The following is an 11,784-nucleotide window of genomic DNA, read 5'->3' as shown; positions in this document are numbered from 1 at the left end:
GCCTCCCGAAAGAGAAGAGGAATTCCATGTTCGTAGTCACGACGAATGATGTGCCCGGCTACCGCGTTACCCAGGTGCTGGGCGAGGTGATGGGGCTGACCGTGCGTTCCGCGAACTTCGGTCAGAACTTCACCGCGGGATTCCGCTCGCTCGGCGGCGGCGAGATGCCGGAGTACACGAAGGTCATCTACGAATCGCGCTGGGAGGTCATGAACCGCATGTGGTCGGAAGCGCAGCAGCGCGGCGCCAACGCGGTCATCGCCATGCGATTCGACTCCGGCTCGATCGGCAGCTTCACCGAGTTCTGCGCGTACGGCACCGCCGTGGTGATCGAGCCCCTGGCGCCGCAGGCGCCCGCGAACCCGGCGCAGTAGGCGCAGGAGGCGCAGTCGCCCGGCGTCAGCCCTCGACGATCAGGAGGTCGCCCACCTGGCAGTCGAGCGCACGGCAGATGGCGGTCAGCGTCGAGAAGCGGATCGCCCGAGCGCGGTCGTTCTTGAGGACCGAGAGGTTGACGAGGCTGACGCCCACCGCTTCGCTCAGCTCGGTCAGGGTCATGCCGCGGGCGGCGAGCAGCTCGTCGAGCCGGCAGTGGATCGCGTGCCCGTCCTCGGGATCGGCCGGGCTCATACGAGTCCCTCCGTCTCCCGCTCCAGCCGCTCGCCGATCACGAAGACCGTGCAGACGATCGCGACGGCGAACGCTGCGACGATGAACGGGAACGGCTCGATGCTCAGCACGGCGTTCCGCACGTCGCCGTAGTCGGAGACCTGCGCGACCGCGGCGTTCGCGAGCATGTTGTCGAAGAACCGCGTCGCAGCGGCGCCGATGAGGCCGGTGAGGCCGGCGGTGGCGACGAGCGCGGTGCTCGACCGGCCGAAGATGCGGCCGCGGGCGAGCCTGCGGCTGAGCAGGATCAGGCACAGGATCACCGTGGCGAAGGCGATCACGAGGATCAGCTGGCCGATCACGCCCGACCAGGTGGCGATCGGCGGGACCTCGGTGCGCAGGACGGCCCGGTCGAGCAGGACGTCGACGTCCGCCCCGGCGGGGCCGATGGGTGCGGTCGCCCGCTGGTCGATGAACTCCGCGGCGATGCGGACCGGACCGCCGCCGAGTAGTTCGCCGATGCGCAGGGCGGCTCCCACGGTGACGGCGACGGCGATGGCGGCGCCGACCGCGACGAAGAGCCAGAGCGCGATGCGGTCGCTGCGCGAGGGCCGGAAGTCGGAAGCGAGGGTCATGATCCACTCCTTATCGATAAACGATATTAACGCTTATCGATAAGTGTGCCCTCCCGTGGTCCTCCCGTCAAGCCGAGCACGGCTCCGGTCACGCCTGCGGCGAACACGGACCCACGGCCCGGATCCGGCGCGTACGCTGTCGGTATCGCCGGAGGTGACCGCTGTCTCCGGTACCCAGGAGGAAGCATGTTCGAGAGATTCACCGACCGGGCCCGCCGGGTGGTCGTCCTCGCCCAAGAAGAGGCGAAGATGCTCAACCACAACTACATCGGCACCGAGCACATCCTGCTCGGCCTGATCCACGAGGGCGAGGGGGTCGCCGCGAAGGCGCTCGAGCAGCTCGAGATCTCGCTCGACGCCGTGCGCGAGCAGGTGACCGACATCATCGGCACCGGTCAGCAGCCCCCGCCGGTCACATCCCCTTCACGCCGCGCGCCAAGAAGGTGCTCGAGCTGAGCCTGCGCGAGGCGCTGCAGCTCGGCCACAGCTACATCGGCACCGAGCACATCCTGCTCGGCCTGATCCGCGAGGGCGAGGGCGTCGCCGCTCAGGTGCTCGTCAAGCTCGGCGCCGACCTCAACCGCGTGCGCCAGACCGTGATCCAGCTGCTCTCCGGCTACCAGGCCGGCAAGGAGAACGCGACGGTCGGGGCCCCCGAGTCCGGCGGCTCCGAGAAGGGCTCGGCCGTGCTCGACCAGTTCGGGCGCAACCTGACCCAGGCCGCGCGCGACGGCAAGCTCGACCCGGTGATCGGGCGCGAGAAGGAGGTCGAGCGGGTCATGCAGATCCTCTCGCGCCGCTCCAAGAACAACCCGGTGCTGATCGGCGAGCCCGGCGTCGGCAAGACCGCCGTCGTCGAGGGTCTCGCGCAGGCCATCGTCAAGGGCGAGGTGCCCGAGACGCTGAAGGACAAGCAGGTCTACGTGCTCGACCTCGGCTCGCTCATCGCGGGCAGCCGCTACCGCGGCGACTTCGAGGAGCGCCTGAAGAAGGTGACGAAGGAGATCCGCACCCGCGGCGACATCATCATCTTCATCGACGAGATCCACACGCTCGTCGGCGCCGGTGCGGCCGAGGGCGCGATCGACGCCGCCAACATCCTGAAGCCGCTGCTCGCCCGCGGCGAGCTGCAGACCATCGGCGCGACCACGCTCGACGAGTACCGCAAGCACTTCGAGAAGGACGCCGCGCTCGAGCGCCGCTTCCAGTCGGTGATGGTCAACGAGCCGTCGCTGCCGCACGCGATCAACATCCTCAAGGGGCTGCGCGATCGCTACGAGGCGCACCACAAGGTCTCCATCACCGACGGCGCGATCGTCGCCGCCGTGAACCTCGCCGACCGCTACGTGCAGGATCGCTTCCTGCCCGACAAGGCGATCGACCTGATCGACGAGGCCGGCGCACGCCTCCGCCTGTCGATCCTGTCGAGCCCGCCCGAGCTGCGCGAGTTCGACGAGAAGATCGCCGTGGTCCGCGCCGACAAGGAGCAGGCCATCGAGGGGCAGGACTTCGAGAAGGCCGCGAGCCTGCGCGACGAGGAGAAGAAGCTCATCGCGGAGCGCCTGCGGCTCGAGAAGCAGTGGCGCTCGGGCGACGTCGCGACCCACGCCGAGGTCGACGAGGGGCTCATCGCCGAGGTGCTGGCGCAGGCCACCGGCATCCCCGTGTTCAAGCTCACCGAAGAGGAGACCTCGCGCCTCCGCTTCATGGAGGAGGCCCTGCACCAGCGCGTCATCGGCCAGAACGAGGCCATCTCGGCGCTCGCCCGCACCATCCGCCGCCAGCGCGCCGGCCTCAAGGACCCGAAGCGCCCCTCGGGCTCGTTCATCTTCGCCGGTCCCACGGGCGTCGGCAAGACCGAGCTCGCGAAGGCCCTCGCCGAGTTCCTGTTCGACGACGAGGACGCCCTGATCTCGCTCGACATGTCCGAGTACGGCGAGAAGCACACCGTGTCGCGCCTGTTCGGCGCCCCTCCCGGGTTCGTCGGCTTCGAGGAGGGCGGCCAGCTCACCGAGAAGGTGCGCCGGAAGCCGTTCTCGGTCGTGCTGTTCGACGAGATCGAGAAGGCGCACCCCGACATCTTCAACTCGCTCCTGCAGATCCTCGAAGAGGGACGTCTGACCGACGGTCAGGGCCGCGTGGTCGACTTCAAGAACACGGTCATCATCATGACCACCAACCTGGGGTCGAAGGGCATCGCCGGCGGTCCCGTGGGCTTCCAGCTCGAGGGCGACACGCAGGTCGGCTACGACATGATGAAGGGCAAGGTCAACGAGGAGCTCAAGAAGCACTTCAAGCCCGAGTTCCTGAACCGCGTCGACGACACGATCGTCTTCCCGCAGCTGTCCAAGCCCGAGCTGCTGCAGATCGTCGACCTGTTCGTCAAGCGCCTGCAGGATCGCCTGCTCGATCGCGACATGCGCATCGAGATCTCGGTCCCGGCGCGCGAGCGGCTCATCGAGCTCGGCTACGACCCGACGCTCGGCGCGCGGCCGCTGCGCCGTGCCATGCAGCGCGAGATCGAGGATCGCCTGTCCGAGCGGATCCTCAGCGCGGAGCTGCTGGCGGGAGACCTCGTGAAGGTGGACTTCGCGGACGGGCAGTTCACCTTCGTCACCGAGGGGTCGAACAAGGACCACTCGGCATCCTCGGCCTCCGCGGCCGCGGCGGTCGCCTCGACGGCGCCCACCACCGAGCACAGCTGATCGCATCGGTCGAACGGAACGCCCATCGCCACACGGCGGTGGGCGTTCCGTCGTCGCGGGGTGTGTCGCGCTGTTTCCGGGCGGTCTTCGCCGTGATTCCGCGGCACTAGGCTGTGCCTATGCCAGAATCAGCCGAGATCCGCATCCGCCAGGCACGCACCTCCGACGTGGCGGCCATCGCCGCGCTCATGGTCCCGCTGGTGGAGCGACGGATCCTGCTGGGCAAGGACCTCGTCGATCTCTACGGGGCGGTCCCCGAGTTCCTCGTCGCCGAAGCCTCCGATGGCGAGGTGATCGGCTACGGTGCGCTGCACGTCATGTGGGAGCACCTGGGCGAAGTGCGCACGCTCGGCGTCTCGGAGGACTGGCTCGGCCGGGGCATCGGTCATCGGCTGCTCGATGCGCTCGAGCGGCGCGCGCTCGAGTTCGGGCTGAGCCAGCTGTTCTGCCTCACCTTCGAGGTCGACTTCTTCACCAAGCACGGCTTCGAGCCTGCGGGGGAGGACGAGCAGCTCGTCGCGATCGACGTCTACGCCGAGCTCCTCCGCTCGAACGATGAGGGCGTGGCCGAGTTCCTCGACCTCGCGCGCGTGAAGCCCAACACGCTCGGCAACACGCGCATGCTGAAGAGCATCGGAACCGCGCGCGCCTGAGCCGCACCGGGGCGGGCTCCGGCTAGCCTGAGGCCATGTCGACGCTTCGCGAGCCCGTAGGACCCAAGGACAAGAGCGTCTACGTCCGTCGCCGGATCATCGTGCTGGTCGCGCTGCTGGCGGTCGTCGCCGCTGTCGTGCTCATCATTCTGAAGCCGGGCGGGGCCGGCGGTGCGTCGGATGCGCCCAAGGTCTCGGTTCCGAGCGATCTCGGTGACACCGCGGCGAAGCCGACGACGTCGGCCGGCAAGAACTCGACACCCGCCTGCGCCGAGGGCGAGCTCGTGGTCACCCCGATCACCGACAAGGCCAGCTACGCGGAGGGTGAGGAGCCGAAGCTCTCGCTGAAGGTCGAGAACCGGGGCACGAAGGCCTGCTCCGCCGATCTCGGCACCGCGACCATGACCTTCGCGATCACGAGCGGCAGCGACCAGGTCTGGCTGTCGACGGACTGCCAGAAGAAGCCCGATCACCGATCGATCATCCTGCAGCCGGGGAAGCCGCTCGAGACGGAGACGATCACGTGGGATCGGACCCGCAGCAGCAAGGACACCTGCGACATCAGCCGGGATCCCGTGACCGCCGGCGGTGCCTCGTACCACCTGAAGGTGGCGGTGGGGTCCGCGCAGGGCGACGGCACGGCTCAGTTCATCCTCGGCTGAGCGGCTGAGCGGCTGAGCGGCTGAGCGGCTGAGCGGCTCTGCGGAATCCTGGCCGGGCTCCCGGACGATAGGCTGCAGAGCATGTACATCGGCATGATCCGCCCCGTCGAGACGAAGACCATCAGCGTGCAGGGCGAGGGACTGCCCGAGGTGCACGAGCTCGTCTACGCGCAGACGCCCGAGGGGTGGGCCGTGGCCGCGATGCGGGTGGCGATGTCGAAGCACGAGACCGTGCTGAGCTGCGAGGCGACGCTCGTTCGCCGGGACGGCATCGAGATGCTGGAGGGCACCGACTCCGCGGACGTGCTCTCGAAGGTTCCCGAGGGGTACCAGCTGCTCTCGGTGCAGCCCGCCTGACTTCGGCGCGCATTGCCGATTCTCGGTGAAGATCCGGGAACAATTCGGTGTTTTCAATGGTGGACGCCCCGCCTCGGACGTACAGTGAAGCATGGAACGCAAGCAGGAGCCCACCGCACGCACCGGTGGCATTCGTGTCGAGATTCAGCAGGGCAGCAACGAGGCGGTCGCGGTCGACGAGCTGGTCGACGACCTGCTCCACGGCAACGTGACGGGCATGCTCCACGCGCTGCACGAACCCCACGACGAGGGGCACGAGGGGCACTCCTCCAAGAAGTAGGGCCGCCCGCGGCTCCCTACTCGGTCGGCTCGATCGGCGGTCGCGACGGTTCCCGTGTGAGCGCTTCGATGCGCAGGGCGAACCACAGTTCCGAGCGGTCGTCGGCGTCGCCGAACGAACGGCCGGTGAGTTGTTCGATGCGCGCCAGGCGATCGCGCAGCGTGTTGCGGTGGATCCGCAGTTCGGCCGCGGCCGGCTGACGCTGACCGTGATGGGCGAGCAGCACCCGCGCCGTGCGGCGCAGCTCCTGCGCCTCGGCGTCGACGGCGGTCGCGAGGGGGCCGAGCACGGCCGCGGCGAGGTCCGGCAGGTCCGCCCCGCCAGCCAGCAGCGCCTCGAAGACCGGCTCTTCGCGATCCACCCATCGGACCCGCGGGGTCTGCGCCTCGCCTGCGGCGAGCGGCGGGCGGGCGGCGAACGCCGCCGCGGCCGAGCGGGCGCTCGTGGCGGCACGCGCGAGCGGGGCCGGGCGGCCCACGACCGCTTCGAGCCCGGCGGAGACCGCGGCGCCCACAGCGGCGCCGAGCGCCGATTCGTCGTCCGGGCAGAGCTGCCAGCCGCCGATCCCGCCGTCGCCGTCCGGCGACGCGACCAGCCGCTCCAGCCCCGTCCGGGGCGAGCGTCGCCAGTCCGAGAGCGCTTCGGCACCGCCCGCGACCGCGATCGCGCGCACGCGCTCCGGGAGTCGCATGCTCGGATCCAGCACCCGAGCGCTCGCGATGCCGCCCTCGGCGGGAGCGGATCCGCCGTGCCCGAGCAGCAGCGCGGTCAGGCGCTCCCAGCGTTCGCGTTCGCGATCCTGCTCGCCGCCCGCGCTGCGCAACTCGATCCCGAGCGCCATCGCGCCCGCGGCGAGCAGCGCCCGCGCGTCGGGCGAGAGCGGATCGCTGCCGGCGACGACGAGCACGGTGCCCGCGGCGTCGAGGGGGATCCGCTCGGCGTGCGCCCCGAGGTCGGAACCGGTCGCGAGCCCGCTGCTGCCGGCGAGCAGGCTGCCGTCGGCGCGCAGCGCCGCGATCCTGCGCCCGGTCGCCTGCGCGAGGGTCGCGATCGTGGCGGCCGGGTTCTGGCCGCCGACGAAGAGCTCGCGGTGCGCCTGGAGCGCGCGGTGCGCGGCGCTGAGCTCGTCGGCCTCGAGCAGCGCGGCGACCGCCTTGCTGACCGCGATGAAGGGGGTCGGCGGCGGCACCTCGACCAGGGCGACCCGATAGGCGCTGGCCGCAGCGACGAGTGGGCGGGGGATCCGGCTGTGCGCGACGCCGACTCCGAAGCCGATGGCGGCCACCCGCGCCCGACCCAGGCTCGCGACGAAGTCGTGCCACCGCGGATCGTCTTCTTCGAGCGCGAGCCCGGTCGTGAGCACGAGCTCACCGCCGTCGAGGTACGCGCCCAGGTCGAGCAGCTCGGTGGTCGACACCCAGCTGAGGTCGGGATCGCCGGCGCCGGCCTGCACGAGACGGAGGCCGAGCTCGGGTGTGGAGAGCAGGTGGGAGAGGCGAGCCATGACGACATCTTTGCACAGTGCGCCGGTGGGCGGCGGTGCAGAGTGTCGGCATCGGGGTATCGGCGTCCACCTAGACTGAGGGCGAGCGGGGCCGCATCACGCGGACCGACCCGAGCACCGGCGCAAGAGGGAGACGGCATGACCGAGGCGAACGACACGACGACGCGGGGACCGCTGTCCGGCATCCGGGTGGCCGATTTCTCGCGAGTGCTCGCCGGACCGCACGCCACGATGATCCTGGCCGACTTCGGCGCCGACGTGATCAAGATCGAGAGCCCCGACGGCGACGGGACCCGTCAGTGGTCGCCGCCCGTCAACGCGGTGGGGCAGAGCACCTACTTCGCCGGCGTCAATCGGGGCAAGCGCTCCGTGGTCTGCGACCTGCGCTCCGAAGACGGGATCGCGCTCGCCCGCGAACTCGCCGCCACCGCCGACGTGGTCATCGAGAACTTCAAGCCGGGCACCATGGACAAGTTCGGCCTCGGCTACGACGCGGTCGCCGCCGACAACCCGGGCGTCGTGTACTGCTCGATCTCGGGCTTCGGCGACGCCGCCGGCCGCGACCTCCCGGGCTACGACCTGCTGGTGCAGGCGGTCGGCGGCCTCATGAGCATCACCGGGCAGAGCGACGCCGACGGCGGCGAGCCGACCAAGGTGGGCGTCGCGCTGGTCGACATCCTCACCGGCCTCAACTCCGTGATCGGGATCCAGGCGGCGCTGCGCGCCCGCGACACCGCGGATTCGCCGACCGCCGGCCGCGGCCAGCACGTCAAGGTGACCCTGCTCGGCTCCCTCCTCTCGGCCCTCGCCAACCAGGCGTCGTCGACGCTCGAGACCGGCCGGGCCCCCGGCCGCATGGGCAACGCGCACCCGTCGATCGCGCCCTACGAGACCTTCGCCGCCGCCGACCAGGAGGTCGCGCTCGCGGTCGGCACCGACGGCCAGTTCGCCCGCCTGTGCGAGGTGCTCGGGGTTCCGGCGCTCGCGACCGACGAGCGCTTTGTCGACAACCCGTCGCGGGTGGCGCACCGCCTGGAACTGAAGACGCTGCTCGAGGAGCGGCTCGCCGCGCGCACCGCGGGGAGTGGATCGAGCTCTTCACGGCCGCGAACATCCCGGCCGGCCGCGTGAACACCATCGCCCAGGCGCTCGACCTCGCCGTCTCCCTCGGCCTGGAGCCCGTCGCGGAGACCCGCGCCGTCGACGCGGACGGGACCGAACGCGTGCTGCGCTCGGTCGCGACGCCCATCTCGTTCTCGGCGACCCCCTCCCGCTATTCGGCGCCGCCGCCCGGACTCGGCGAGCACGCCGGCGCCGAGTGGCTGCCGCGCTGATCCACCGTCTTCGTTCCGCCAGTCCCGTTCCGAAAGGACCCGCAATGACCACCACCATCGACCAGCTGTTCAACGTCTCCGACTTCGTCACCGAGGAGGAGCGGGAATGGCAGCTCAAGGCGCGCGACTTCGCGCAGACCAAGATCAAGCCGATCATCGACCAGGCGTTCGAGGATCGCCGCCTGCCCGTCGAGCTGCTGCCCGAGGTCGGCGAGTTCGGCGCCTTCGGCATGTACATGAACGGCTACGGGCTGAAGGGCGCCTCCTCGGTCGCCTACGGGCTCGTCGCGATGGAGTTCGAGGCCGTCGATTCGGGCTTCCGCACCGCGCTCTCCGTGCAGGGATCGCTCGCCATGGGCGCGATCTACAAGTTCGGTTCGGAGGATCAGAAGCAGGAGTGGCTGCCCAAGATGGGCCGCGGCGAGGCCATCGGCTTCTTCGGGCTCACCGAGCCGCAGGGCGGCTCCGACCCCAACACCATGCTCACCCGCGCGCGTCGTGAGGGCGACCAGTGGGTGCTCAACGGCAAGAAGCGTTGGATCGGCCTCGCCACCATCGCCCAGGTCGGCGTGATCTGGGCGAAGGACGAAGAAGGGATCGTGCGCGGCTTCGTCGTGCCGACCGACACCCCCGGCTTCACCGCGACCGCCATCGAGAACAAGCTGTCGATGCGCGCCTCGCTGCAGACCGAGATCGTGCTCGAGGATGTGCGCCTCCCGCTCGACGCGATCCTGCCCGGGTCGAAGGGCCTCTCGTCGCCGTTCAAATGCCTCAACGAGGCGCGCTACGGCATCGCCTGGGGCGTCATGGGTGCGGCGCGCGCCTGCCTCGAGGTCGCCGTCGAGCGCTCGCAGACCCGCGAGGTGTTCGGCGCCCCCATCGGATCGAAGCAGATCATCCAGGCGAAGCTCGCCGACATGTTCGTCGAGTACGAGAAGGGCCTGCTGCTCGCCCTCCACCTCGGCCGGCTGAAGGATGCCGGCAACCTGTCGTACGGCCAGATCTCCGTGGGCAAGCTCAACAACGTCCGCGAGGCTATCAAGATCGCCGGCACCTGCCGCTCGATCCTCGGCGGCGACGGGATCACCTCGGACTTCCCCGTGATGCGCCACATGGCGAACCTCGAGTCGGTGCGCACCTACGAGGGCACCGACGAGGTGCACCAGCTCGTGATCGGCCGCGAGCTGACGGGCATCGCCGCGTTCTAGGGGCTTTGGCCTGGGCTTGGGGCTGAGCTTCCTGGGCGTGGCCCTGTTCCCATCAAGAGGACCCGATTCCGCCTCTCTTCTTCCAGGAAGAGGTGGAATCGGGTCCTCTCGATTCTCGTGCTGGATCTGGGCTTGTGCTCTCGTGATGGGGCACGCTCGCGCCGCGCATGAGTTCCCTCCCTCCCTCCCTCGCATCGACTGGACCCAAATTGACCATTCCTTTCGAGAAAAGGTTCATTTGGGTCCGGTCGATTCGTTCTTGGTGATCGCCGCGGGAACGAGTCGTCGTCAACAGCGCGCGTTGCGTCCGAGTGGTCTCCACGAGCAGTGGACAACTCGAGAACCGTGGCTTCCTCCCGGCAAACTGCTGCAATGACACGACGGCCGACCGCGCTTCCCGGGCATCTCGCCCGAGGGCCCTTTTCTCGCGCCGAGGCGCGGGTCTCCGGCGTGAGCGATCGGGTGCTCTGGCACCGGCGGTTCGCGCCAACGCCGTACGGTGCTCACTGGCTCTCCGCGGACGCGAAGGCATCGCTCGAACTACAGACACGCGAAGACCAGTGGATCATGCGGGTGCTGTCCTTCGTGCCGGTGTTGCGACACGGGGAAGCCTTCAGTCATTCGACCGCTCTGCGGCTGTTCGCATGCCCGATACACACCAATGCAGATCCGCCGGTGCATCTGACCGTTCCTTCGCCGGCGCGTGCGCGAAGGGCAGCAGACGTGACCGGCCATGTCTCCTCGGACGGCTTCGAGGCGGTCTGGATCGAGCCGACCGAGATTCGCCCGTGGATCATGCCGGATGCCGGCCTCCCGCCGGTCCCGGTGGTTCCCATCGAACGGGCGCTGCGACAGTCTGCCGCAGAACTCCCGCTCATCGAACTGGTCGTGGCGGTAGATCATGCCGTCAGGCAGCGGCGTACCGGGGGACTCCTCTGGGCGCTTGCCGATCTCGACGGGCTCCGTGCAGGCGCAGCGACCTTCACCGGGCGCGGTGCGCGGCGGCTCAGACGAGCGCTCGGCCTCGCTCGCGTCGGCGCGGAGTCACGCATGGAGACGCTGCTCCGGCTGCTGCTCGAAGCGTACGGACTGGCCGGGTACTTCGACTTCCAGGTCGAAGTCAGCGACGGCGCGGGCGTCATCGGCCGCTTCGACCTGGTCTGCGTCGAGTGGAGGGTCATCCTCGAGTACGACGGAGAGCAGCACCGCACGAGCCGCGCGCAGTACCTGCGCGACAACCGGCGGCTCGATCGGGCGCGGGACGCCGGCTGGACGGTGATCCGCGCGCATTCCATCGACCTGTTCGAGGCCGGTGCCCGCGGGCGTCTGATCGCTCGGCTCGCGCAGAAGCTCGGCCGGGTTCAGGCCCCTGCCCTCCTGGAGGCCGCGCTCCTGTCGAGCTGATCCCAAGAAAATCGGATTGCGATATCGGTAAAAGTTCATATTCGGCTATAATTTTTGTCATCAGGGGGTGCGCATGCTGGTCCGGATCGATGCCGCGAGCGAGCGGCCCATCTACGCGCAGATCGCCGACTCCATTCGTGGGTCGATCGCCGCGCAGCACGTCTTCGCCGGGCAACTGCTTCCACCGGCCCGCGAGATCGCAGCGGGCCTCGGTATCAATGCGCACACAGTGCTCCACGCCTATCAGGAGCTCCGAGACGAGGGCCTCGTCGACCTCCGCAGGGGCGCGGCGCGGTGGTCACGGAGGCCGCTCCCAAGCTGGTCGCCCTGTATGCCGACGTCGCGGTCCTGGTGGCCCGCGCCCGCGCTATGGGGGTCGCGCCGAGCACGCTTGCCGCGATGATCACCGACCCCGCGCAGCACCGTGACGAAG

General features: G+C 69.5%; 11 protein-coding genes and 2 pseudogenes. 10 read left to right on the top strand and 3 right to left on the bottom strand.

All coding sequences use genetic code 11. From position 1 onward, the window contains the following. Positions 1 to 26 precede the first annotated feature (26 nt). Positions 27 to 374 (top strand): YbjQ family protein, encoded by a 348-nt coding sequence (locus tag AB3K78_RS11105; protein WP_416443214.1) that lies wholly within the window; start codon positions 27 to 29, stop codon positions 372 to 374. A 25-nt stretch (positions 375 to 399) separates the two neighbouring features. Here the strand turns inward: AB3K78_RS11105 and AB3K78_RS11100 are convergent, their stop codons facing one another. Both AB3K78_RS11100 and AB3K78_RS11095 read right to left on the bottom strand, forming a co-directional pair. Continuing rightward, positions 400 to 630: a helix-turn-helix domain-containing protein gene (locus AB3K78_RS11100; protein WP_416443212.1), complete on the bottom strand. Its 231-nt coding sequence runs from the start codon at positions 628 to 630 to the stop codon at positions 400 to 402. Then, positions 627 to 1,244 (bottom strand): hypothetical protein, encoded by a 618-nt coding sequence (locus AB3K78_RS11095; protein WP_416443210.1) that lies wholly within the window; start codon positions 1,242 to 1,244, stop codon positions 627 to 629. Before AB3K78_RS11095 ends, AB3K78_RS11100 begins: the two co-directional genes overlap by 4 nt. 186 nt (positions 1,245 to 1,430) lie before the next feature. On the opposite strand from AB3K78_RS11095, the pseudogene AB3K78_RS11090 reads away from it, so the two are divergent. From AB3K78_RS11090 to AB3K78_RS11070, 5 genes and pseudogenes are all read left to right on the top strand, one after another. Beyond that, positions 1,431 to 3,949 (top strand): annotated as a pseudogene (locus tag AB3K78_RS11090) (ATP-dependent Clp protease ATP-binding subunit). A 119-nt stretch (positions 3,950 to 4,068) separates the two neighbouring features. Beyond that, positions 4,069 to 4,602, top strand: a complete 534-nt coding sequence (locus AB3K78_RS11085; RefSeq protein ID WP_416443208.1) for an amino-acid N-acetyltransferase — start codon at positions 4,069 to 4,071, stop codon at positions 4,600 to 4,602. Positions 4,603 to 4,637: 35 nt separating this feature from the next. Next, entirely contained in the window at positions 4,638 to 5,264 is a 627-nt protein-coding gene (locus AB3K78_RS11080; RefSeq protein WP_416443206.1) for a hypothetical protein, read from the top strand. A gap of 81 nt (positions 5,265 to 5,345) precedes the next feature. Then, entirely contained in the window at positions 5,346 to 5,621 is a 276-nt protein-coding gene (locus AB3K78_RS11075) for a hypothetical protein (RefSeq protein ID WP_416443204.1), read from the top strand. 91 nt (positions 5,622 to 5,712) lie between these two features. Further along, positions 5,713 to 5,901: a hypothetical protein gene (locus AB3K78_RS11070; protein ID WP_046454365.1), complete on the top strand. Its 189-nt coding sequence runs from the start codon at positions 5,713 to 5,715 to the stop codon at positions 5,899 to 5,901. A gap of 16 nt (positions 5,902 to 5,917) precedes the next feature. Here the strand turns inward: AB3K78_RS11070 and AB3K78_RS11065 are convergent, their stop codons facing one another. Next, complete coding sequence (locus AB3K78_RS11065; protein ID WP_416443202.1) at positions 5,918 to 7,405, bottom strand: PucR family transcriptional regulator; 1,488 nt, start codon at positions 7,403 to 7,405, stop codon at positions 5,918 to 5,920. Between the two features lie 138 nt (positions 7,406 to 7,543). Here AB3K78_RS11065 and AB3K78_RS11060 point away from each other — a divergent pair. The 4 genes and pseudogenes from AB3K78_RS11060 to AB3K78_RS11045 all read left to right on the top strand — a co-directional run bounded on the left by AB3K78_RS11060 (position 7,544) and on the right by AB3K78_RS11045 (position 11,754). Further along, positions 7,544 to 8,739, top strand: a pseudogene (locus AB3K78_RS11060) (CaiB/BaiF CoA transferase family protein). Positions 8,740 to 8,783: 44 nt separating this feature from the next. After that, the gene (locus AB3K78_RS11055) at positions 8,784 to 9,947 is read left to right on the top strand and encodes an acyl-CoA dehydrogenase family protein (protein WP_416443200.1); all 1,164 of its coding nucleotides are present in this window, start codon (positions 8,784 to 8,786) and stop codon (positions 9,945 to 9,947) included. A gap of 450 nt (positions 9,948 to 10,397) precedes the next feature. After that, a complete protein-coding gene (locus tag AB3K78_RS11050; RefSeq protein WP_416443198.1) occupies positions 10,398 to 11,351 on the top strand; it encodes an endonuclease domain-containing protein in 954 nt (317 codons plus the stop codon). 73 nt (positions 11,352 to 11,424) lie between these two features. Then, on the top strand, positions 11,425 to 11,754 hold the full coding sequence (locus tag AB3K78_RS11045; RefSeq protein ID WP_416443196.1) for a GntR family transcriptional regulator: 330 nt from the start codon (positions 11,425 to 11,427) through the stop codon (positions 11,752 to 11,754). Positions 11,755 to 11,784 lie beyond the last annotated feature (30 nt).

The organism is Leucobacter sp. HNU (assembly GCF_047946755.1).
Classification (GTDB): domain Bacteria; phylum Actinomycetota; class Actinomycetes; order Actinomycetales; family Microbacteriaceae; genus Leucobacter.
Note: the sequence above shows the minus strand (reverse complement) of the source record. Positions and strands in the feature narration are given on the sequence as shown.

Bases quoted from the DNA above. Each gene is read 5' to 3' on its own strand.
- AB3K78_RS11045 (WP_416443196.1), top strand. From the start codon at position 11,425: ATGCTGGTCCGGATCGATGCCGCGAGCGAGCGGCCCATCTACGCGCAG.
- AB3K78_RS11105 (WP_416443214.1), top strand. From the start codon at position 27: ATGTTCGTAGTCACGACGAATGATGTGCCCGGCTACCGCGTTACCCAG.
- AB3K78_RS11065 (WP_416443202.1), bottom strand. From the start codon at position 7,405: ATGGCTCGCCTCTCCCACCTGCTCTCCACACCCGAGCTCGGCCTCCGT.
- AB3K78_RS11095 (WP_416443210.1), bottom strand. From the start codon at position 1,244: ATGACCCTCGCTTCCGACTTCCGGCCCTCGCGCAGCGACCGCATCGCG.
- AB3K78_RS11055 (WP_416443200.1), top strand. From the start codon at position 8,784: ATGACCACCACCATCGACCAGCTGTTCAACGTCTCCGACTTCGTCACC.
- AB3K78_RS11085 (WP_416443208.1), top strand. From the start codon at position 4,069: ATGCCAGAATCAGCCGAGATCCGCATCCGCCAGGCACGCACCTCCGAC.
- AB3K78_RS11075 (WP_416443204.1), top strand. From the start codon at position 5,346: ATGTACATCGGCATGATCCGCCCCGTCGAGACGAAGACCATCAGCGTG.
- AB3K78_RS11100 (WP_416443212.1), bottom strand. From the start codon at position 630: ATGAGCCCGGCCGATCCCGAGGACGGGCACGCGATCCACTGCCGGCTC.
- AB3K78_RS11070 (WP_046454365.1), top strand. From the start codon at position 5,713: ATGGAACGCAAGCAGGAGCCCACCGCACGCACCGGTGGCATTCGTGTC.
- AB3K78_RS11080 (WP_416443206.1), top strand. From the start codon at position 4,638: ATGTCGACGCTTCGCGAGCCCGTAGGACCCAAGGACAAGAGCGTCTAC.